Origin of the sequence: Haloferax sp. S1W (genome assembly GCF_044593955.1) — an archaeon.
Classification (GTDB): domain Archaea; phylum Halobacteriota; class Halobacteria; order Halobacteriales; family Haloferacaceae; genus Haloferax.
This window is the reverse complement of sequence record NZ_CP172595.1, coordinates 846,927-867,399: the sequence shown is the minus strand read 5'-3', so window position 1 is coordinate 867,399 and position 20,473 is coordinate 846,927. Positions and strand designations below refer to the sequence as shown.

At 59.7% G+C, this 20,473-nt stretch carries 20 protein-coding genes; 5 read left to right on the top strand and 15 right to left on the bottom strand.

All coding sequences use genetic code 11. The features are described 5' to 3' along the window. Positions 1-43: 43 nt before the first annotated feature. From ACH9L7_RS04600 to ACH9L7_RS04590, 3 genes are all read left to right on the top strand, one after another. Positions 44-193, top strand: coding sequence for a hypothetical protein (locus ACH9L7_RS04600; protein ID WP_396612560.1), 150 nt, complete (start codon positions 44-46; stop codon positions 191-193). 97 nt (positions 194-290) lie between these two features. After that, positions 291-1,412: a pyridoxal phosphate-dependent aminotransferase gene (locus ACH9L7_RS04595; protein ID WP_396612559.1), complete on the top strand. Its 1,122-nt coding sequence runs from the start codon at positions 291-293 to the stop codon at positions 1,410-1,412. Between the two features lie 130 nt (positions 1,413-1,542). Then, on the top strand, positions 1,543-3,105 hold the full coding sequence (locus tag ACH9L7_RS04590; RefSeq protein ID WP_396612558.1) for a Na+/H+ antiporter NhaC family protein: 1,563 nt from the start codon (positions 1,543-1,545) through the stop codon (positions 3,103-3,105). Between the two features lie 89 nt (positions 3,106-3,194). Here ACH9L7_RS04590 and ACH9L7_RS04585 read toward each other — a convergent pair whose 3' ends face one another. From ACH9L7_RS04585 to ACH9L7_RS04540, 10 genes are all read right to left on the bottom strand, one after another. Beyond that, positions 3,195-3,989 (bottom strand): TrkA C-terminal domain-containing protein, encoded by a 795-nt coding sequence (locus ACH9L7_RS04585; protein WP_396612557.1) that lies wholly within the window; start codon positions 3,987-3,989, stop codon positions 3,195-3,197. A 36-nt stretch (positions 3,990-4,025) separates the two neighbouring features. Further along, the gene (locus ACH9L7_RS04580) at positions 4,026-4,472 is read right to left on the bottom strand and encodes a DUF5367 family protein (RefSeq protein ID WP_396612556.1); all 447 of its coding nucleotides are present in this window, start codon (positions 4,470-4,472) and stop codon (positions 4,026-4,028) included. Positions 4,473-4,529: 57 nt separating this feature from the next. Next, positions 4,530-5,534, bottom strand: a complete 1,005-nt coding sequence (locus ACH9L7_RS04575) for a CapA family protein (protein WP_396612555.1) — start codon at positions 5,532-5,534, stop codon at positions 4,530-4,532. Between the two features lie 174 nt (positions 5,535-5,708). Further along, a complete protein-coding gene (locus ACH9L7_RS04570; RefSeq protein ID WP_396613220.1) occupies positions 5,709-7,508 on the bottom strand; it encodes a cation:proton antiporter in 1,800 nt (599 codons plus the stop codon). Between the two features lie 247 nt (positions 7,509-7,755). Beyond that, the gene (locus tag ACH9L7_RS04565; protein ID WP_396612554.1) at positions 7,756-7,959 is read right to left on the bottom strand and encodes a hypothetical protein; all 204 of its coding nucleotides are present in this window, start codon (positions 7,957-7,959) and stop codon (positions 7,756-7,758) included. Beyond that, on the bottom strand, positions 7,956-9,506 hold the full coding sequence (locus ACH9L7_RS04560) for a TrkH family potassium uptake protein (RefSeq protein WP_396612553.1): 1,551 nt from the start codon (positions 9,504-9,506) through the stop codon (positions 7,956-7,958). The genes ACH9L7_RS04565 and ACH9L7_RS04560 overlap by 4 nt, the downstream gene beginning before the upstream one ends. A 60-nt stretch (positions 9,507-9,566) precedes the next feature. Beyond that, the gene (locus tag ACH9L7_RS04555; protein ID WP_396612552.1) at positions 9,567-10,253 is read right to left on the bottom strand and encodes a potassium channel family protein; all 687 of its coding nucleotides are present in this window, start codon (positions 10,251-10,253) and stop codon (positions 9,567-9,569) included. Between the two features lie 5 nt (positions 10,254-10,258). Then, entirely contained in the window at positions 10,259-12,535 is a 2,277-nt protein-coding gene (locus ACH9L7_RS04550; RefSeq protein WP_396612551.1) for an amino acid permease, read from the bottom strand. Positions 12,536-12,592: 57 nt separating this feature from the next. Beyond that, the gene (locus ACH9L7_RS04545; protein ID WP_396612550.1) at positions 12,593-13,012 is read right to left on the bottom strand and encodes a universal stress protein; all 420 of its coding nucleotides are present in this window, start codon (positions 13,010-13,012) and stop codon (positions 12,593-12,595) included. A gap of 2 nt (positions 13,013-13,014) precedes the next feature. Further along, a complete protein-coding gene (locus ACH9L7_RS04540; RefSeq protein ID WP_396612549.1) occupies positions 13,015-13,470 on the bottom strand; it encodes a zinc ribbon domain-containing protein in 456 nt (151 codons plus the stop codon). A gap of 407 nt (positions 13,471-13,877) precedes the next feature. Here ACH9L7_RS04540 and ACH9L7_RS04535 point away from each other — a divergent pair, with 407 nt between their 5' ends. Beyond that, a complete protein-coding gene (locus ACH9L7_RS04535) occupies positions 13,878-14,621 on the top strand; it encodes a winged helix-turn-helix transcriptional regulator (protein ID WP_396612548.1) in 744 nt (247 codons plus the stop codon). Positions 14,622-14,887: 266 nt separating this feature from the next. Here the strand turns inward: ACH9L7_RS04535 and ACH9L7_RS04530 are convergent, their stop codons facing one another. From ACH9L7_RS04530 to ACH9L7_RS04520, 3 genes are all read right to left on the bottom strand, one after another. Beyond that, the gene (locus ACH9L7_RS04530; RefSeq protein ID WP_396612547.1) at positions 14,888-16,063 is read right to left on the bottom strand and encodes a redox-regulated ATPase YchF; all 1,176 of its coding nucleotides are present in this window, start codon (positions 16,061-16,063) and stop codon (positions 14,888-14,890) included. Between the two features lie 70 nt (positions 16,064-16,133). Then, a complete protein-coding gene (locus tag ACH9L7_RS04525) occupies positions 16,134-17,003 on the bottom strand; it encodes a DUF4349 domain-containing protein (RefSeq protein ID WP_396612546.1) in 870 nt (289 codons plus the stop codon). 104 nt (positions 17,004-17,107) lie between these two features. Further along, positions 17,108-17,959, bottom strand: coding sequence for a polymer-forming cytoskeletal protein (locus tag ACH9L7_RS04520; RefSeq protein WP_396612545.1), 852 nt, complete (start codon positions 17,957-17,959; stop codon positions 17,108-17,110). Between the two features lie 122 nt (positions 17,960-18,081). On the opposite strand from ACH9L7_RS04520, the gene ACH9L7_RS04515 reads away from it, so the two are divergent. Continuing rightward, a complete protein-coding gene (locus ACH9L7_RS04515) occupies positions 18,082-18,285 on the top strand; it encodes a DUF5800 family protein (RefSeq protein WP_396612544.1) in 204 nt (67 codons plus the stop codon). A 48-nt stretch (positions 18,286-18,333) separates the two neighbouring features. Here the strand turns inward: ACH9L7_RS04515 and ACH9L7_RS04510 are convergent, their stop codons facing one another. Together ACH9L7_RS04510 and ACH9L7_RS04505 are read right to left on the bottom strand one after the other, a co-directional pair. Next, entirely contained in the window at positions 18,334-19,134 is an 801-nt protein-coding gene (locus ACH9L7_RS04510; protein ID WP_396612543.1) for a hypothetical protein, read from the bottom strand. Between the two features lie 100 nt (positions 19,135-19,234). Continuing rightward, complete coding sequence (locus tag ACH9L7_RS04505; RefSeq protein ID WP_396612542.1) at positions 19,235-20,383, bottom strand: DUF3179 domain-containing protein; 1,149 nt, start codon at positions 20,381-20,383, stop codon at positions 19,235-19,237. Between the last annotated feature and the right edge of the window lie 90 nt (positions 20,384-20,473).

The following is a 20,473-nucleotide window of genomic DNA, read 5'->3' as shown; positions in this document are numbered from 1 at the left end:
GCCGTCCGAAGGTTCAAGACAGATGGCGGGACAACGACCCGGTATGAGCGACGAACTGGACGATGCAGTGGCACAGTTCCTCAGCGACTACAACCGGGCGATGGCGGAGTACGAGAAGGGGTACGTCGACGCCGACGCGACGCTGTCGGTCATCGATTCCCACGTCGAGAAGTTGCGCGAGGCGCGAGAGTAGCGCGACAGGCGAGCGATGCGAAAATAGCGCGACAGGCGACGATATTGGTCGGCCGTGCGTGGGAAGAACTATCCCGAATGGCTTCCCGGAGTAGAGTATGACGGAGTTCTCCGACCGAGTCGAGCGCATCTCCATCAGCGGGATTCGCAAGGTGTTCGAAGCAGCGAGCGAAGACGCGATTAACCTCGGCCTCGGCCAACCAGACTTCCCCGCGCCCACCCACGCGCGGCAGGCCGCCATCGAGGCAATCGAATCCGGTGAAGCCGACGGCTACACCGAAAACAAGGGCCTGCTTAGCCTCCGAGAGGCTATCGCCGAAAAGCACCAGCGCGACCAGGGCATCGACCTCGACCCCGACGACATCATCGCCACCGCGGGCGGGAGCGAAGCCCTCCACCTCGCCATCGAGGCCCACGTGAACGAGGGCGAGGAGGTCATCATCCCCGACCCCGGATTCGTCTCCTACGACGCGCTGACGAAGCTCGCGGGCGGCGAACCCGTGCCGGTCCCACTCCGCGACGACCTGACACTGGACCCCGCCGCTGTCGAGGAGGCCATCACCGAGAACACGGCGGCCTTCATCGTCAACAGCCCCGGTAATCCGACGGGCGCGGTGTCGTCGCCCGAGGATATCGAGGCGTTCGCCCGCATCGCGGACGAACACGACGTGCTCTGTATCTCCGACGAGGTGTACGAGTACACCGTCTTCGAGGGTGAACACCGCTCGCCCATCGAGTTCGCAGAGACCGACAACGTCGTCGTCGTCAACTCCGCGTCCAAGCTTTTCTCGATGACCGGGTGGCGACTCGGGTGGGTCTACGGGTCTTCTCGCCGCGTCGAGCGCATGGTCCGCGTCCACCAGTACGTACAGGCATGCGCCTCCGCACCGGCCCAGTTCGCCGCCGAGGCAGCACTCACCGGCCCGCAGGACCGTATCGACGAGATGACGGAAACGTTCCGAAAGCGCCGCGACATCGTCGTCGAGGGGCTCGAAGATATCGGACTCCACGTCCCCACGCCGAAAGGCGCGTTCTACGCCATGCCCGAGGTGCCTGAAGGGTTTGTCGACGAGTGTCTCGACCGGGGTGTCATCATCGTGCCGGGCGAGGCCTTCGGCGAGCACGGAGCGGGCTACGCACGCCTCTCATACGCCACTGACACCGACTCACTGCGAGAGGCGATTGATATCATGCGTCAAGCGTACGACGCCGTCATATAAGGGAAAAATCGTACCGCTGTCTGTCGATTTTGACCTCGATTTTAGGTATCCCTCATCATTTAATTTCTTTTATTATTTTAGTCCTAATTGGAAACCTTTAACAAACCTACATGGTGAGATAACTCTTGTCATGCCAGCAGAATCGTACGGGATTATCAGTCTGCTCCCAGCGCTCTTCGCCATCATCCTGACGTTGGTGAGCAGACAGGTGCTCCTGTCACTGTTTACTGGGATTTGGATTGGTGCGACCATCCTGATGGGATGGAACCCCATCGCTGGGGCAGCGCACTCGCTCCAACTGGTAATCAACAACGTGACGGCATCGTTCAACAGCAAACTGCTCCTGTTTACGTTCCTCTCGGGTGCGATGCTCGGGATGATTTTCCTCTCGGGTGGGATGAACGCGCTCGCACAGCGTATTATCGCCCGTATCAAGACCCGAAAACAGGCAGAAATCGGAACGGGCATCCTCGGGATGCTCATCTTCGTCGACTCCTACGCGAGTACGATGATTACGGGGTCGGTCATGCGCCCCATCACGGACAAGTTCGACATCAGCCGTGAGAAACTCGCGTACATCCTCGACTCCACCACGTCACCGGTCGTGAGTGTCGCAGTCGTCTCTACGTGGGTCGGTTTCGAAGTCGGTCTCATCAAAGAACAGTTCACGGCGCTCGGCATCGAGCAGAGCGCGTTCGTGGTGTTCCTCCAGAGCATCCCGTTCCGCTTTTACAGCCTGCTCGCCGTCACGCTCGTGTTCATCCTCCTCGTGATGGGCTGGAACTTCGGCCCGATGAAGCGCGCCGAAAAGCGCGCCAAAGAGGAGGGGAAGGTCCTCAAGGACAACGCCGACCCCCTCATCGAGACGCGCGAAGAAGACATCGTCACGCCCGACCACGTCGATGCCCGCTGGTGGTACTTCGCTGCACCCATTGTCGTGCTCGTTGCCGTCACCGGCTTTGGTCTCCTGTACTCCGGCGGCTGGCCGTCGGAGGCCCCCGTCGAAGCACTGAAGGGTGCAGCCACCGCGGACTCCATCCTCTGGGGCGTCTTCTCGGCGTGTGCGCTGCTCCTCGCCATCCTCGTGGGTCACGCCCGCGTCGAACTCGAAGCCATCAGCGACGCTATCTTCGAGGGCTTCAAGATGGTCATGTTCCCCGTGGCCGTCCTCTCGCTGGCGTGGACCATCGGCTCCGTCAGCGAAGCGCTCGGTGTCGGACCCTACGTCGTGAGTATCGCCGAAGGCGTCATCACGCCTGAACTCCTGCCCGCCGTCGTCTTCCTCGCGGCGGCCATCATCTCGTTCTCCATCGGTACCTCGTGGGGGACGATGGGAATCATGTTCCCCGTCGCGGTGCCGCTGGCGTTCAACCTCGGCGCGCCGCTGCCGGGCGCAATCGGTGCCATCCTCACCGGGTCGCTCTTCGGTGACCACTGTTCGCCCATCAGCGACACGACGGTTCTCTCGTCGATGTTCGCCGGTTCCGACCACGTCGACCACGTGAACACGCAGATTCCGTACGCGCTTCTCGCCGGTGCAATCGCAACGGTGCTCTTCCTCGTAAGCGGGTACGGCGTCGGTCCGCTCGTCCTCCTCGGCGTCGGTGTCGTCGCGCTCTTCGGTGCGGCGTACTACCTCTCCGAGCACACGGATGTGACCGTTCCGACCGCGTTCGGTTCGTCGTCGGACTGACGCGACTTCGAACCCATCCCTTCTTTCGCAGCCTGACTACCCTCGACAGGCGTAGCTGTACTCAAATTTCGACTGCGAGAGCCCTCGTCTCACTCCTCGGCGTTCTCGTCGGAAGCCACAGTTACGTCGGCGTCGTCAGTCTCGAGCGACGCGAAGAGCCGAATCGTCTCCTCGCTGACGCCGCCACGCGAGAGCAACGTGACCACGTCGTCGGGTTCGATGGTCGTCCCCCCGCGCGGCGTGTGAATGTCGTCGTCGCGTTCGATAGAGACGACGAGAACGTCGTCGGCGAGGAGGTCGTCGTCACCGATTTCGCCGAGCGTCTTCCCGACGATTGGCGCGTCGGTGGCGACGACGAGTTCGACGACTTCCGACCCACCGGCGAGGCTCACCACGTCAGCGAGGGCACCGAATCCCGGTCGCTCGTTCGGCCCAAAGGGGCTGTATGGTTCGAACGACTCGCGTCGAACGAGATTCTCGTCTTCGATGTCTAACCTGAGATTCGACAGTTCGCGTCCGATTCGGGTCACGTCGTTCATATCCTCACCGACGGCGAGGACGTGGAGGTTCCCGCGACCCGAAAGGAGTTCACGGACGTTGACGATGCCCGGAATCTCCCGGACGAGTTTCGAGAGTCGCTCGCGTTCCGGGACCGGCGCAGTACAGACAAAGAGATTGGTAAATCGGTGGCCGGTCTGCTCGAAATCGACGTTAGCGTGGTAGCCAGTGATGATGCCGTTGTCTTCGAGTTGGTGGATGCGGTTCCGAATCGTTCCCGGCGAGACGCTCACCTCGTCTGCAATCATCGGCGCGGACGTGCCACGCGCGTCACTCATCAACGCATGCAAGATTAGGCGGTCAATCTCGTCGAGACGGTAGTCCATAACTCTCCCTGTGAGTGGAAGTACAAAATCAGTCGGTCACGTCCCGACGGCGACGTCCCCCATTCGAAACGGCACTTCGACGAAGCCTGCGACGAGAATGGTCGCGTAGGCTAACAGGAGGAGGCCGCCGAAGAGACCCGCCGCACCGAGGACCATGTTCGGATAGACGACCTGAAACAGAGCCGTCGAGACGGCATCGACGAGCATCCCCGGAACAACCAAGATGGCCGCCGCCTCCCGCCGAGCCCCGTCTGTGTGACCACGCCATCGAAAGATACCGACGGCGAGGAGCCACATCGCGGGCACCGTCGCGACGAAGACGGCGGCGACGACCGCCGGTCGAGACGGGTCCAACACGAGGTGGCCGACGATACGAAAGACCAATCCAGCGACGAGCGCGACCGCCAGCCCAACTCCCAAGAGCAGTCGCGTCTCGGAGAGTGTCAGTCCCGGTGCCGGAGAACCCCGTGATTCGGCAGCCATAGGACATCATACGTCGGCTGCGACCATAATTGTCGGCCGCGAGTTCGGCCCTCCGCGTCAGGACGCCGCAACGTCGACGTGAAGACCGTCGCCTGCCCGCTCGAACCGCGTTCCGAACGACGACGACCGTTCCTGCAGTCGGTCTCGGCACCACTTCGCGACGGCGGACGGGGCGTGATGCACCGCGAACGTGTCGATTTCCGTCGGGTGACAGCGGAGTTCGCGGAGTTCGCCGTCCGCGGAGACACGAATCTCGAAGAGGAAGCTCCGGTCGTTTCGCAGCGTCTCGTCCACGGAGTAATCGTCCACGAAGTCGCCCGTGTCGTAGAGAATCACCGACCCGTCGTACACCTCGACGCCCTGAAAGACGTGGGCGCTGTGACCGTGGAGGATATCGACGCCGTGGTCGACCAGCCAGTGCGCGAAGTCTTGGAACTCCTGTGGGGGGTACTCGCGCATGTTCGGCCCCCAGTGGAGTGAGGCGACGAGCAGGTCGGGGTCGGCCTCGCGGGCAGAGTCGAGCGCGGACCCGACACGCTCCAACACCGCGTCGTCGTCGAGCGTGATTGGAACGCGGGCCGTTCCCGGACTCTCTCCATCGGCGGCGTACTCCGGCGTGTTGTCGGTAAAGGCGACGAGCGCCACGTCGAGGCCAGCGACGCGAACGTGAGAGGGTTCCCACGCATTGGCTTCCGTTCGCCCCGCGCCAGCGTACGGAATCTGACTCTCCTCCAGTGCGTCGAAGGTGTCTTCGAGCGCAACTTCCCCGTAATCGAGGACGTGGTTGTTTCCCAGCGTGACCCACGTCACGCCCACGTCCTGCAACGCCGGAATCGCCCATGCGGGGTCCGCGCGGAAGTGAAACGGACGGTACGTCAGTTGCCACTGTTCGCCCCGCGTCGAGAGACAGCATTCGAGATTGACGAACAGGCCGTCGAGCGACTGGAGCGTCTCTCGCATCGACCCCCAGACCGCGTGTGGAGGGCGGTGTTGCTGTCGCTCGTTCACGAGGCGGCCGAACATCACGTCACCCGTGAAGCCGAGTCGAACTGTCTCTGTCATCCCCTCCACCACCTCCGAAGTCGAACGAGTCGTCCCATAGTGAGAGCTAGTTCACCGAACACTGTGAATCGCTAGCACAGTGTGGGCGATTCCGCGGTGGGGAGACGACCAAATGGCAGTTTCACTCGGGTGGCGTGTCTGAAGTGTGTAAGCTGAAAACCTTCTAAGTGAGCATCACAGTTTTGGATGACACTGTTCGATTGCAGTGTGAACCGCGTCGCGTCGCCCAACAAACGTGAGATGGTCCCCACGTTGGAGCGTTAGCTCAGGAGTGGGAATTTGGGAGTTGCCACTTCGGCTGACGAGCGCAATCAGCACTCCGTCTGGAAGGTATTCATCAAGTTCCCTGATGGACTTACCTACCAATCGGTCTGCTGTGACCTCAATCTCCTGTACGTCACCGGAGCGACCGAGTTCTGTCATCCACTCCGAAAGTGCAGGCCGCTCGATGGCGTTGTCCATCTCGTGGGCAATCGCATCGTTCGCTGAGATAGCCCGGACGCCCAGCTCCTCGAACGCTTCCACGTTGTCCGGTGTGTTCACTCGGGTAATGACCGTTTCGACGTCGTAGTTCGTGTTTGCAAGCTGTGCAATGAGGAGGTTTGCGTCATCGTTAGCGGTCGCTGCAGCGACGATTTTGGCATTCTCGATTCCCGCCGCCTGGAGGACGTTGGTATCAGTCCCATCGCCATGGTGAGCGCTAAATCCAGCGTCCCGTGCTGTTTCAACGGCATCTTGGTCCTTATCTACGATAACGACATTTTCGCCTCGGTCCTCCAGTCGTTCGGCGAGGCCGCGACCGACGCGACCGCCGCCAACTATGATTACACGCATGGGGAGTACGTTGAGTGCTTGTGCGATGTGGCGGGCAAAACCACCCTCGAAAACGACAGTGGTGAGGATAACTAAAAAGACCGACCCGACGAGAACAGTGGCCTGCTCGGGGCTGGTTGAGCGAAGTTCGAGTGCGAACAGTGTCGCGACGCTGGCTGGAATGATTCCACGAGGGCCGACAGCGCTCACGAACAACTGCTCACGGAACGTAAATCGCTCCCCATAGGTACAGAACAAGACGGCAACAGGGCGAATCACGAGAATCACAGCAGCGACGACGATGATCCCACCAATCCCGAGCGAGACGAGTTCACTGAAAGATAACAGGGTTGCGAGTGAAATAAACACGAACGAAAGGACGATCAGCGTGATATCCCCCTTGAACGCCTCAATTTCGTCTTCGTGTGGAAGATCAGCGTTTCCGAGGAGGAGGCCCGCAGAAGCAACAGCCGCGATGCCTGCTTCCGGTGCAATCGCTTCTGCAAACCCATACGTTGCAATTGCACCAATGAGGACGACCAGCCGAGCATTCTGTACCGCATTCGAGGGTGTCAAATCGACGTATTTGAGGAGATACCAGATGACTGCGGCCGTGACAGCCCCCACGAGGAGACCAACTCCGAGCCGGGCAACAAATGACTCAAGGAGGGCCGGGAGAGCCGTCTCACCCTGTACGGCGAGGTCGAAGATGACAACCGCGAGAATCGCAGCCGTCACGTCATTCACGATTCCTTCCGTTTCGAGAGCGGCTCCGACCCGGTCGCGAACCGAAATTACGTTCAAGATCGGTGTGATTACGGTCGGTCCAGTTGCGATGAGGAGCGCGCCGACGAGAAACGAGAGCGCCCACGGAACATCTAATGCGAATCGAACGACGGTCGCGGTCGCGACGAACGTGAAGAACGCGCCGATAGTGACTAGCCGGAATACCTCACGTGGGGCTTGCCGGAGTTTGTCGATTTTGAGATGAAATGCCCCCTCGAAAACGATGATGGCGACTGAGATACCGACGATACCGGAGAGCGGTTCTGGACCACCAAACGAATCCAGACCGACGATATTCAGGCCCTCAGGTCCAACAGCAATACCGGCGAGGATTAAGAAGAGAACACTCGGTATCGAGAGTCGGTCGGCTAGAATTTGCGCAACGACACCGAGACCGAGGATGATCACTACGAGTGGAATAATCCCTGCCTCCGCAGTCACGATTCAAGCACCAAGTCAACTCTACATGTGGGAAGCTTAAATAAAAGTGGACTCTGACAACGAGCGCAACACACCAGTCCTGCAAAGATAGCCACCACCGGAGCCAGCCCTTGAGGATGCCAGCCATACGGGGCGGGGTGAACGCGGGGGACCCCACTGTCCAGTTGTTGTGTTGTGGGGTTCACTCCCGAATCCCTTGATACAGGGTATACGTAACGAACACAGCGATATACACGACTGCAAGGACTTCGGTAAAGAGTGACCGGCCGAGCATTACGACCAGCCCGATTACGAGTGGACCAAGCAGCAGTAGTGAGTCAAAGACTCGATTATCCGCACCGGCCTCAAACACGTAGTAGATGACGGGGAAATCATCCAGTTTCATGAGTACAGCCCTCCACGCCGGAAGATAGTTCGGAGCATCACGAGGACCGGAATGATTTCGAGCCGCCCGATCCACATATTGAAGAGGAACACGATTTTCCCGACTGTGGGAAGCGACTCAGGTCCCGTAATCCCCGACGAGAGCCCGACGTTCCCCTGTGCGCTGGCCACCTCAAACACGACATTAGCGAGCGAGAACTCTGCGGATGGAAGCGTGAGTAGCAAGGCGAAGGTACCGACGACGAGGAACGTGATCCAGAGGACGACGATGATTGCCGCCTCCATGAATTCACGACTCGCCTCTTCGTCATTCAGTCGCCGGCCGTTGATTTTCAGTCGCCGGACTGCGGTCTCGGGGTAGAAGACATCCGCGATTTGATACCGGATTCCCTTCGCGAGCGTCAGTCCACGAATGAGTTTGATACCACCCACGGTGGAACCAGCTGCACCACCGACGAACATCCCGAACGTGACTGTCAGTTGGGCGTACGACGGCCACCTTCCGAGTGCGACGTTGGTCGAATCAACAGCCGTCTGGAACCCAGTACAGGTAGCAGCCGAGACGAACTGGAACAGACCGTATCGCAAGGCATCAAACGGTGTCTCGTAGGGACCCCCAAAGTAAAGGAATCCCCACAGCAACGCCGAGCCGATGCCCATATAGCCGAACACCCACCGCGTCTGAAGATCCGAGTAGAAGTTCCGGAGGTCCCCCTGGAGGATGAGGTAGTGTACCGGGAACGCGATGCTTCCCAGAAGCATAATCGGAATCAACACGAAGTCGATCGCGATGCTGTCGTAGGTCGCAATCGAGTTATCCGTAATCGAGAAGCCACCGGTCGCGAGGCCGGTCATACCGTGATTGATCGCGCCCCAAATCGGCATTCCAGCCAGCCACAGTGCGAGAATTGAGATAAACGTGAACAGGGTGAAAATCCACCAGATGGTCCGGACGGTCGAGACGATGCTCGGGTGAATCTTCTCTGATCGGGCCTCGCTTTCATAGAGTGTCAGCGACCCGCTGCCAGGGCGCGAAAGAATCGCCGTCGTCAAGACGATGACACCGACACCGCCGACCCATTCGGTGAAGGTCCGCCACCACTGGAGCGTGCGTGGCAGGACTTCCTCATTGTCGGTCATGGTAAGCCCGGTCCCAGTGAATCCGCTCATGCTCTCGAAAATGGCATTAAGCGGGTCAGTAAACGCTGCGAGCGTCGCCGTCTGAGCGGGTGTTGTGAATCCCGGTACGCCGAGCTGAGCACTCCACGCGATTAGCAGGAACGGGAGAGAGCCGAAGATGCCCACTGAAAGCCACCCCGACGCAGCGACAACCATCCCGTGGAGTCGGCCCGGAGCTTCAGCATCCTGAAATCGTCGATACAGTACCCGACCAATTCCCAATGGGATACCGGCCGAAAGCAGAAGCGCCGGGAGTGCATAATACTCTCCCCAGACGACCGGAACGACGAACGAGACGAGCATCAGCCCACCGAGCGCCTCTAAGATGCGACCGAGGTCTCGTCCGACTGTTGCAACAGATCCGTTCATACGTACCCTGTGTTCGCGATCAGGTGCCCAGCAATTGTACTCGGCCTTGGCAGGGTCTGCTCACTCAATTCGATCTTCATAGTGACCAAAGATGTCCGTAATCTCGGGGTCAGCGCCGACGCCAGAATACACAGTCAGAAGATCACCTTCCTTGATTGTCGTATTCCCGCGGGGAGTAATCGGGTGGTCGTTCTCTTCGCGCTCGATTGCAACAACGAGCATCTCATGGGTGAGGAGCCCTGCCTGTGTGGCTTGTTGGAGCGTTTTCCCTGCGATTGGTGCCTCCTTAGTGACTGTAATTTCGAAGACCTCAGCCTCCTCACCAATGCGCATATAGTCAACAATCGCTGGCCGTGCCACAGCACGATACAGATACTCGGCGATGAGCTGTTGGGGGTTTTCCATGGTGTTCACGCCAATCTGTTCGAATAACTCCATGTGCTCTGGATTATGGACGACCGAGAGAATCGCAGGAATCTCGAATTCCTTTGCGAGCAGGCAGGTCATCACGTTCGTTGCGTCCTGATCCGTCGTCGAGATGAGCGCATCGGCCCGTTCAGCACCGGCATCCTCTAAGGTGTCTTTCGTTGTGGCGTCGGCGTTCAACACTAAGCAGTCAAACTGGTCTGCGGTTCGATTCGCTTTTTTCTCATCGCGCTCGATGACGACGACCTCGTTGCCAGACCGCGTCGCAATGTCGATAAGCGGTGTCCCGATATCCCCAGCGCCGATGATGATAATGTACATAATAGTTAGACCTCCAGTCTCCGCATCAGGGCTTCACGAATTGACATCGGGGATTCCTCTTCCCCACGTGCCATCACGACGGTTTGAACTAGTTCTGCGCCGATTTTCTCTGGTAGTGACCCGAATACTGCCTGCGAAATCGTCCCCGCTCGTGTCGCACCGACACAGACCGTGTCGTACTCCTGGGCAGCCTCGACGATGGCTTGTTCAGTGTCCTCAGCTACGACCACCTTGGAATCGTACGCCATGTATTCGATTCCAGCGCGTTCAGCTAATTCGGCAATCACTTCTTCACCACGCTCGGTCGGCGAGAGGTCCTCGGCACTATCGCTCTCTGGGGACTGTACGTTGAGGAGCGTCAACGAGGCATCGTCAGCCGCAGCGACGAACTCAGCAGCACGCTGGGCCGCAATTGGTGCGTGAGGACCCTCACCAGCAAGCACCATGACATCCCCTTCGCCGCGTCCATCTTCGGGCCCGAGCTTCACGAGTGTCGCATCACACGGAGCACGCCCGATAACCGGATCGATCGTTGACCCGAGGACGTGTTCACGCCGACTTCGGGTACCCTGCCAACCAAGCAGGACGTGGTCCGCGTTTTCCTCTTCGATCACGTCGAGTATGACAGACCCGGCGTTACGCCCGACAATCGCCCGAGTCCGAAGCCCGATGTCGAGCTCAGTGGCGATATCTCGGGCAGAGTCGAGCAGTTCCTGTTGCCGTTCGACACGTTCCTCTTCGAAGGTGAGGTCCTGAGAGAGTGAGGTTTGGTGCGGAACCTCGATGACGTTCACGGCGATCACCTCAGCGTTATCGGCTTCGTGAGCATGCGCGCTGGCCGCAGCCATTCGAAGGAGGTCCCGTTCAGTCTCCGGATTCGCGACCGGGACGACGACGCGATAGCGTCCTTCTCCGTCCGCCATCGTAGTCGGTTCGGGAGCGATAGCTTCGCCGACGAGGCTCTTACTGAGTGCCCGGTCGCGTGCGTAAAAGAAGTACCAGAACACACCGAAGACGACGATAACGGTTCCGATACCCTGAACGATGACGTTCATCTGCACCAGAATCGCCAGACAGGCTACGAATCCCAGAATCGGCACGATGGGATACAGGCCATTCGGGATTTTGAAAGCCGGCTCATACGCTTCTGGGTTTGCCCGACGTAACACGACGACAGCAACGTGAACGAGAGCGTACGTCACGAGGTACATGAAGCTCGCCACCTCGGCGAGCGTACCGATCCCAACGCCGACCGCGATCAGCACGAGAGTGATAATTCCAGTGACTGTAATCGCCCGGTACGGCGTCCGGAACCGACTATGGACTTCGTTGAGCCAGTTGACGAGAATTCGGTCCCGGCCCATCGCGAAATTGACGCGGGCAGCCGAAAGGATGCTCGCGTTCGCACTCGATACTGTCGCGAGGACAGCACCAATGATCATCGCTAGGGCACCGATTGACCCCATAAATTCGGTGGCCACGTCGGCAACCGGAATCGGCGACGCTGTGAGGACATCAATCGAGAGCGTCCCCGTCGACACGAACATAACACCGACGTACATCAGCGTCGGCGTTACCACCGACGCGATCATCGCGAGCGGAAGGTTCCGACTCGGATTCTTGATTTCTTCAGCGCTGGTTGCGATAACCTCGAACCCGATGAACGTCACGTAGACAGTCCCAATCGTCGCTGCAACAGCCGGCCAACCGTTTGGATTGAACTCCTGAATGGTGGGACCACTAATGATACCAAGACCGAGGAACGCAACGATGAGGCCCACGAGTGTCAGGACGATAACGTTCTGAAGCGAGCCGGTTTCCTTGACCCCGTAGTAGTTGACGCCGGTCAAGATTGCTGCCATCACGAGCGCAGCAACGGTAATCCCGATTTGGCCCCAGCCAGCGAGGAAGCCGACGTACTTTCCGAGTCCGGGGAGCAGATACTGGCCGAAACCGATCATGTAGAACGCCGAAGCGAACGTCAGCCCAGCCCACATCCCCCAACCGACGATACTCCCGAAGAACGGCCCGAGCGCTCGATTGACGTAGTAGTAGCTGCCGCCAGCTTTCGGCATCCCTGTTGCCAGCTCCGAAAGCGAGAGCGCTGCTAACAACGAAACCAGGCCCCCAGCGAAGAACGAAATCATACTGGCGGGACCGGCCTGCTCGGCAGCGATGCTCGGGAGAACGAAAATTCCTGCCCCGATCATCGTCCCCAGACCAATAGTGTAGGCCTCGAGGAAGCCGAGGTCGCGGGCGAGTTCCTGCTCGGTCTCACTCATACGATACTCCCTCCGTCGTGTGCGTTCTCCGTGTGTGCATATTTGAGTCGTCGGCTGTCATTCGTTTTCAGTCTCTTCTGGAAGTGCGATGACCGGACGGTCTGCGTCCGTGATTAGTTTGAGTGCTGTATCACCGGACAAGAACTGGACGAGACGAGACCCTCCCCGTGGGCGAAATGCGATAGCACTGGCATCCACATCGGCCGCCACTTCGATAATCGCAGCAACGACGCTTCTGCTGTACGCAGTTTCCGTGTCTATCTCCGGGATGACTCCACGAAACGCGCCGAATGCCTCCGAAGCCCGTTTTTCAGCCTGTTCGAGAGGGAGTTTGTCTGGCACTCCCCCTCCCTTCTCGATGACGTGAACGACGGTTAACTGACCGTATTCATAGGTATCGAGTACCTGTGCCGTTTCACGTGCATCCTCTTCGTTTGCAACCGGGACAACAAGGTGTTTTGTGATTGATTCAGACATGATTATTCCTCCGTCTCGGTATAGTACACATTCTCAGTGCCACAATGAGGACAGACAGACGCTTCCTTGTCGATGCGTCCTCCACAGGACTCACACCGAATTTGCTCGGCGTTATAGACATCTCCGAGATACGCCCAGTGCAAGGACTCTGTTCCGTCCATCCGATGCTCCCGGCGAACGTGATAGAGCGATACGCGGTCCGTATCCACACCGGAACGATCCGGATCAGGGGGATGTTTTCGCACGAGCGCGTACGCGCCATGATCCGCTATTTTGAGGACCTCTCCAGCAGCACTCGCCTCAATTTCCTCTTCGATTGAGGTACGAAGAGATTCGATACGGTGCTCGACGTACGAAAGCACGGATTTCAATTCAGGGAGCGCCAGCGAATCGATTCGCTGAATTAGCGCATCAGAGAGGGTATTCGGTGGCACCGGACCCTCATTTGAGTCATCCATAAGTTCACCACCTGTTCACAGAAGTACGATAGTCATCGGGTTCACGGAGTGAATCGCCCCAGAAGTGCCACTCGGAGGAGTGGGACACATCCGATACTGGGGGAATACGTTGATGGGTGGTCGCATTCTCTGGGCCGTTCAGTAGAGCTGCAACGAGGGGGGATAGTGTAGTCATACACGAATCCATATTGTGAATCAATAAATAATTGCCGCCTTTCCAAACGAACACGAAGAATGGGTACATTATATTTTCCTTTCGTTTGACGACGTCATCAACGCGTCTACTGCCGGTTTAAGCGCGATTCAGCGATGCAGCCCCTGTCAGATTTTGCAGGGCAGTCAGAGGTTCAAACGGATACCGCATAGTAACTTAAAAGCACCTATGCCACCAATCTCTAGGTATAAATATGGACCTTCAGATCGATACGACAGATGAACAAATCCTGTATTATCTTTCACAAGAGGCTCGGCACACATCTGCGCCCGATATTGCTGAGCAGGTCGACGTCTCAGCACCGACCGTGCGGAATCGGATTCGCCGACTTGAGGAAGCGGGGGTAATACGGGGATATCATGCCGATATCAACTATCAGAACGTCGGTGGACGGCTCACGAACCAGTACGTCTGTAGTACGGGGAACCGTGACCGAGAAGAGATGGCCCAGCGCGTCCTCGACGTTCCAGGCGTGATTAACGTCCGAGAGATTATGTCCGGGAAGGGCGACCTTCGGATAACAGTCGTCGGGACGGATACCGATGACCTCACGCGAATCGCGCAGGGTATCACATCCCTCGGCATCGAAATCGACGACGAGGATTTGGTCCACCGGGAATATTTCCGCCCCTATGCCCCATTCGGACCCCGAGATGAAAAACTGGCTTCCCCAGTCACAGGCGTCGCTGGTCTGGCCGGGGACGCCGATGTCGTCGAAGTTCTTGTTAGAGGGCAGTCACCAATCGCTGGAAAAACACTTCAAGAAGCGAACGAAGAGGGACTCATTCCCTCGGATGTGCTGGTCGTCCGAATCAACCGTGATGAAGGAACGATTACGCCAACTGGACAGACAGTAATCAAGGAGAGCGATTTCGTTACGGTCCATTCGCGGTCTGGAGTCACTGAAGAGACGCTAACCGCGTTCACTGGCCAGTGATCCGTTACGCAGGACGGAAACAAAATATCCGAGTGATCTCTCGGAAGTATATTTCGAGCAACTTCTGACAAACAAATGGGCTATCCGAAGTACGCTCATACCCTCGTTGGTTCTCCCGCGAAACAACGCTAAGACAGGTCACCCTCCGAAACTCAACACGGATAGGAGATTTTGTATAGCAAAATATAGTTTATGTGTGCGGAATGGGACGGGTATCTGTCCCGTATCAAAGGACACAGAACGAATAATTATCAGCAGATAATCAACTAATTCGCCGTCGAGACGATTTTGATAACGTCGCCATCGCCGAGTTCGTGGTCTTCGGCGATGCGGCGTTTCGACTTCGCATCGACGGCGTGGAGGTACCCCTCGCCGATGTCGGAGTGGACGGCGTAGGCGAGGTCCCGCGGCGTCGACCCGCTGGGGAGCAAGAACGCGTCGGGGAGGACGTTCCCAGTCCCGTCGGTCCACTTCGACTCGTTCTGGACGGGGTAGACGGTGATGTGGTCGAGCAGTTCGTAGACGGCGGTGTTGATGGCCGCTTGCATGCCGGTGCCGCCGTAGGTCTCCATGAGGTCTCGAATCTGTTCGAGACCGCTTCGCTGTGCGGTACTCACGTCGCCGACGAGTTCGAAGTCCTCGTCGCCGGGGTTGTAGGCGACGATACCGGCTTCCGTCGCCCGACGAAGCGCGAGTTCACCGTCGGCAGTGGCGGGGATGACGGGCTTTCCGGTCTCCGCGAGTCGTTCGAGGTTCTCCGTGGGCGCGATGTCCATCTTGTTGGCGACGAGGATGATGGGCTTGGTCCGCTGGCGAATCGCGCGGGCAAGCCGAAGTCGGTCGTCATCGGTCCACTCGCGTGGGTTCGGCGGATATTCGAGGTCCCGAAGCACCGCCGCGATATCGTACTCGCTGGCACCGACGCCGGTGAGAAGGTCCGTGAGCGCGTCGTCGAGGTCGAAGTCCGGAGACCGGGACTTTCGGACCACGGTCTCCCAGTTCTTGTGGACGATACCCGCAAGCCACTGTTCGAGTTCTTCCTCGATGAAATCGACCTCTTCGACCGGGTCGAAGGTGCCAACTTCGACGGGTTCACCCTCGGCGTTCGTTCCGCCGGAGGCGTCGACGATGTTCACAATAGCGTCGGCGTTTGTCAGTTGGTCGAGAAACTGGTTGCCGAGGCCGCGACCCTCGTGCGCGCCGGGGACGAGCCCCGCCACGTCCACGAGTTCGACCGGAACGTACCGAATTCCGTCCTCGCAGTTGCCGCACCGCTCGTCCAGTTCGAGACAGGGACACTGGGTTCGAGCGTGCGTCACCCCGCGGTTCGCGTCGATGGTCGTAAACGGATAGTTCGCCACGTCAACGTCTGCGAGCGTCGCCGCAGTGTAGAAGGTCGACTTCCCGGCGTTTGGCTTACCGGCTAAAGCGAGAGAGAGCATGGCTGTACGAACGGTGCCGATGCTGAAAAGGACTAGCCGGGAAAACCCGGGGTTGTCGTGAAGGTGGGCGTTACGACAGTCGCCTGAGCGCGGTGCGACCAGCGACGACCGCACCACCGCCCAGAATCGTCAGGATGCCCCCGAAGACGACGAGGTACGGCAGGACGTACGCGAGGGCGACGACCATCGCTCTGAGCGTCACGAAGACACCATCGACGGACTCGAAGAACGCCTGCAAGACGGGCACGTCGTACCACTGTGCGGGACTTGGCGGTTCTTCGGACAGCGAGATACGAACCGTCGAGAGTGCGACTCTGTTTTCCAGCGACGCCTGCTTCGCTTCGAGGCGCTCGATTTCGGTCTGTACCTCGGTGAGGCGCTCCTCGACGGCGAGTACGTCCTCGGTCGTGTTCGCAGACTCGTAGAGGTCACGGAGGCGGTCACGCTGCGCACGGAGATTGTCGAGTCGCGCTTCGATATCGACCAGTTGGTCGGTCACGTCCTGCGAATTCGTCTCGACGTGTTCGACCTGCCCGTGGGTCTTCACCTCGGAGATGAACGCTGAGAAGTTCTCGGAGGGGACTCGCACGACGAGTTCGCCGGAGCGGTACGTCTCGCCGCCGCGGCGGTTGACCCGCTCTCTCGAATCGCTAACGAACCCGCCGTAGGATTCAGCAGTCGATTCGAGCGCGTCGCGTGACGTGTTGAACTCGTCGACGGTCAACCGAACCTGCCCGGTCTTGATGATTTTCCGGTTCTGAAGCTGTGCAAGTTGGTCTCCGTCGGTGGCCTGCTCGTCTTCGGGCGCGCCACCGCTGCCCGCGTCGAGGGTCATACGCTCGGCAGTTGCGGCGTCGCCACCTCCACCACTGGACGCGCCGGTACACCCGGCGAGAACGACGAGGAGGGCGACAGAGAGAAGCTTCAATCGTCTGTCCATACTCGACAGTCGCCATGTCGAGGGTTAACGATTGGGTTGACACAAAGAGTGATTTGTTCAACTGTCTCGTCAGTGAGGGTCGGCAGGTCGCCAGTGAGAGTCGATTACTCGATGTCCCGCGACAGGTTCTCGCGGTGGATGCGCATCTCGCCGCGTGCGCGCATCGTGCCATCGACGAGGGCGTCTTCTTCGAGAACGAGGTCACGGCAGGACACGTCACCGAGGACGCGAGCACCCTCTTCGATGCGGACTTCGCCGTTTCGGGTCGTCACGTCACCGTGGATTCGCGTTCCCGACCCGACGACGATGTCGTCGCGGGCGCGGAGGCTCCCGAAGACGTTGTTGTCGGAGCCAAAGGTGATTTCGCGGGCGCGCATGTTCCCGTGAATGCGACAGTCAGACCCGATGAAGGCGGGCGTCGAGACGCGCCACGCGTCGTCTGAAACCGTGGCATTTCGCGGGATGACGAGCGGGTCGGCCAACGACTCGCCGCTGAGTGCCTCCGCGAGTTCGCCCGCGGCATCGTCTTCGCCGAGTCGGAGGAGTTGCGAGAGGATGATGAAGTAGAAGACGAGCGTCGGAACGGGGTTGCGGATGACAATCCAGCCGTTCGCCTCGAACCCTTCTTCGATGTCAACGTCGTCGCCGATGTCGAGGTCGCCGGAGACCATGAGTCGACCGCCGATGTGAACGCGCTCGCCGAGGTAGGCGTCCTTGCCGACGAGAACGTTTCCGGACACGTCACTCATGAGGTCGAGACGGCAGTCGCCCTCCGCTTCGATGTCGCCGCCGAACGTGACGCGCTCGCCAGCCAGGACGTTCCGTCCGCGAACGCCGAACTCGACAGTACTCTGTCCCCCGACAACCACGTCGCCGTCGGTTACGAGGTCGTGTTCCTCGACCGTCGTCCCGTCGGGGACTTCGAGTGCTTCGAGTGGGTCTGTGCCCAGTGACACGCTCCGAACCACCACGTGGTCGATATTAAACCGTCCGCAAGACGCGTGTCTGACGCGACGCTGGCACTCGGTTTTCGGTCCAACGGCGTGCGTTTAAATATCCGTGGCGTCGATGAACAGCTATGACGGTTCTTTCCTTCGACGAGGACGGCGTCGACGTTGTCTACGACGGGACCGAGTTCCGACTCGAAAAGTCCCTCATCGAGGAGGCCATCGGGAAGTCGTACCCCGACGTGACCGACCACGAGGTGCTGAAAATCGTCGAGAAACACCCCGCACTCAACGGTGAACCGCGTCGCGTCCGCGACATCCTGAAGTCGTCGTAAGTCCCGTGACTCCGTAACTGGAAGTCGCCGTTCGCAACGACCCCGCAACTACTCGGACGCCACTGCCGACGGGTTCGCACCCGCGTTCACGTCGTTCGGGCGTCCGCCACCTAACACGAATCCGAGTGCAAACAGCGGGATGCCGGGGACGAGCGACCCGAGCGGACCGAGGGAGGTTCCGCCGAGGACGGACGCGAACTGCGCGGCGACCAAGACGGCGGCGGTACCACCGACCGCAAGTGGCCAGTCGCGCTTCCGTGCAGCGACGCCGACGACCACGAACCCGGTCGCGGCCGGAACCACCGGAAGGTCGGCACCGCCGGAGAACGTCAACATCGAATCGGCGAGCGTGACGGCGACATCGATGGCGAGCGCCACTCCCGGAATCGTCATCGAGGCGGTGGCTGAAAGCGGTTTGAGCGCCCCGTTTCGGAAGGCGGCGACTGCGGTGCCGAGGACACCAAGCGAGAGGAACAAGGCTGTGAGTTGCGGGAGCGGTCCGATGAGCGTCATATTCTCGTCGACGACTTGGAAGACTTGGTAGGTCTCGCCATCGACGCTGACGTATCCCGGGAGCGATTCGAGAGCATCAGCTACCTCGTCTCGGTCGTCCCTGTAGACGGTGACAGAGCCGTCTTTGACGCCGGTTCGGACCGCTTCAGCTGCTTCCGGTGGGAGGTCGTCTAGTGTACCGACCCCGGACTCGGGCGTCGGCTCGGCCGGTTCGAATTTGACCGCAACGGTATGCTGGCCGAGGTGCGAGTCGTACGCCCATCCGTAGGAGGCGACGGTTCCGAGTGTTCCAATCAGAAGGAGAAACACGAGGAGGGCACGTGATTGCGAAGACACTGTAGCGCACAGGTGACAGATGCGGGGATAAGTCTCTTGTCAAATGGTGCCACCCGGGGGACGCCCTCGTGTCCCCGGGGATTCGGGCCCCCAGAGGGTGCTATCGGCCGTAAATCTCCGTCTCCGGATTGAAGTCGGCCCACGCGAACCAGAACATCGGTGAGCGGTCGTTCGCGCGCGTGAGTACGGTCCCCTCGTGCGGGCCGTCGAGTGCGCGCCCGGTGAGGAGGCCCCAGCGCGACCCGGCCGCTTTGAGGTCGCGGCCGTCGCGCTCGAACTCGACGACTTCGCCATCGACCCGGCGGACGTAGGCAACGAGCGTCCCGTCTTTCGACGATGCGACGACGACCGGAAGGTCGCCGACTTCGTCGTTGACGACGCCCGCAGCGTTGACGGTAGACAGCGTGTAGGCGCGCGCGATACCGCCGGATGTGACCCCGATGACGGAGGTCTTGGGGTGCAATCGCTCGTCGACTTCGTCGTTGAATCCGATGCCGATAGCGCCGGACTGCTGGTAGCCGCTGTAGGGGTTGACGCCGTACCTTCGGGTCTGTCGCCCTCGAATCGTCCCGGAAACTGGCGGCGGGACGAGCACCTCCGTCTCCGGATGCGACGCCTTCCACTCACCCCACGTCGAGATAGTCGAGGGGATGAGCGAAAGCGTCTCCCCCGTCTGTTCACCTCGGATGGCAGTGGCGAGCACCTGACTCCACAGCGACTCCGTCCGGTCGTCGTACATCACGAGGTCGGACATCCAGAGATATCCCGAGACGCCGAAGTACGTGGGTTCGCCCTCGACGAGTCTGTCGGCCGTGACGGCGCTCCCGCAAAGTGGGCAGTACGTGACCACGACCGGCCGCCCGTCGAAGGTATCGTTGACGATTTCGTGCCAGTTGAGGATGGCCAGTGGGTAGGCCCGCGCGATACCGTCGATTTCGACGCCGACCACCTCGAAGGAGTCTTCGAGCGTAACGTTCACCTCGTCGAATCCAGACCAGTCGTCAGAAAAGACGGGTGCGGTGATAGCCGGAATGGCGTCTTTCGGTGCCCCTCGGTGGAGTTCGTCTTTTGGAATCGGCAGGTCGAACGTCGATGCCCGCGAGGGAGTCGATGCGCCGCCGTCGGCGGCCCCTTCGGTACTGTCCGGTGAGTCGTCTGGGTTCCCCTCCGCGGTCGGTGGACCCCCTTCCAGACAGCCGGAAAGCGCAGTTACACCTCCGAGTGCGACGATGAAGCGGCGTCGGTCCATAGGAGACGTTCGTTCGACCGACGCATGAACACCATGCGGTTAGGTAACTGGATGCACGACCGACAAAGCGGCGACAGAGCGCCGTTTCCA

What these genes read in the sequence shown, in the direction of transcription:
- ACH9L7_RS04550 (WP_396612551.1), bottom strand. Translation starts at nt 12,535, where the DNA reads ATGAGTGAGACCGAGCAGGAACTCGCCCGCGACCTCGGCTTCCTCGAG.
- ACH9L7_RS04525 (WP_396612546.1), bottom strand. Translation starts at nt 17,003, where the DNA reads ATGGACAGACGATTGAAGCTTCTCTCTGTCGCCCTCCTCGTCGTTCTC.
- ACH9L7_RS04560 (WP_396612553.1), bottom strand. Translation starts at nt 9,506, where the DNA reads ATGAACGGATCTGTTGCAACAGTCGGACGAGACCTCGGTCGCATCTTA.
- ACH9L7_RS04555 (WP_396612552.1), bottom strand. Translation starts at nt 10,253, where the DNA reads ATGTACATTATCATCATCGGCGCTGGGGATATCGGGACACCGCTTATC.
- ACH9L7_RS04530 (WP_396612547.1), bottom strand. Translation starts at nt 16,063, where the DNA reads ATGCTCTCTCTCGCTTTAGCCGGTAAGCCAAACGCCGGGAAGTCGACC.
- ACH9L7_RS04565 (WP_396612554.1), bottom strand. Translation starts at nt 7,959, where the DNA reads ATGAAACTGGATGATTTCCCCGTCATCTACTACGTGTTTGAGGCCGGT.
- ACH9L7_RS04535 (WP_396612548.1), top strand. Translation starts at nt 13,878, where the DNA reads ATGGACCTTCAGATCGATACGACAGATGAACAAATCCTGTATTATCTT.
- ACH9L7_RS04595 (WP_396612559.1), top strand. Translation starts at nt 291, where the DNA reads ATGACGGAGTTCTCCGACCGAGTCGAGCGCATCTCCATCAGCGGGATT.
- ACH9L7_RS04540 (WP_396612549.1), bottom strand. Translation starts at nt 13,470, where the DNA reads ATGGATGACTCAAATGAGGGTCCGGTGCCACCGAATACCCTCTCTGAT.
- ACH9L7_RS04515 (WP_396612544.1), top strand. Translation starts at nt 18,082, where the DNA reads ATGACGGTTCTTTCCTTCGACGAGGACGGCGTCGACGTTGTCTACGAC.
- ACH9L7_RS04575 (WP_396612555.1), bottom strand. Translation starts at nt 5,534, where the DNA reads ATGACAGAGACAGTTCGACTCGGCTTCACGGGTGACGTGATGTTCGGC.
- ACH9L7_RS04545 (WP_396612550.1), bottom strand. Translation starts at nt 13,012, where the DNA reads ATGTCTGAATCAATCACAAAACACCTTGTTGTCCCGGTTGCAAACGAA.
- ACH9L7_RS04580 (WP_396612556.1), bottom strand. Translation starts at nt 4,472, where the DNA reads ATGGCTGCCGAATCACGGGGTTCTCCGGCACCGGGACTGACACTCTCC.
- ACH9L7_RS04505 (WP_396612542.1), bottom strand. Translation starts at nt 20,383, where the DNA reads ATGGACCGACGCCGCTTCATCGTCGCACTCGGAGGTGTAACTGCGCTT.
- ACH9L7_RS04585 (WP_396612557.1), bottom strand. Translation starts at nt 3,989, where the DNA reads ATGGACTACCGTCTCGACGAGATTGACCGCCTAATCTTGCATGCGTTG.
- ACH9L7_RS04590 (WP_396612558.1), top strand. Translation starts at nt 1,543, where the DNA reads ATGCCAGCAGAATCGTACGGGATTATCAGTCTGCTCCCAGCGCTCTTC.
- ACH9L7_RS04600 (WP_396612560.1), top strand. Translation starts at nt 44, where the DNA reads ATGAGCGACGAACTGGACGATGCAGTGGCACAGTTCCTCAGCGACTAC.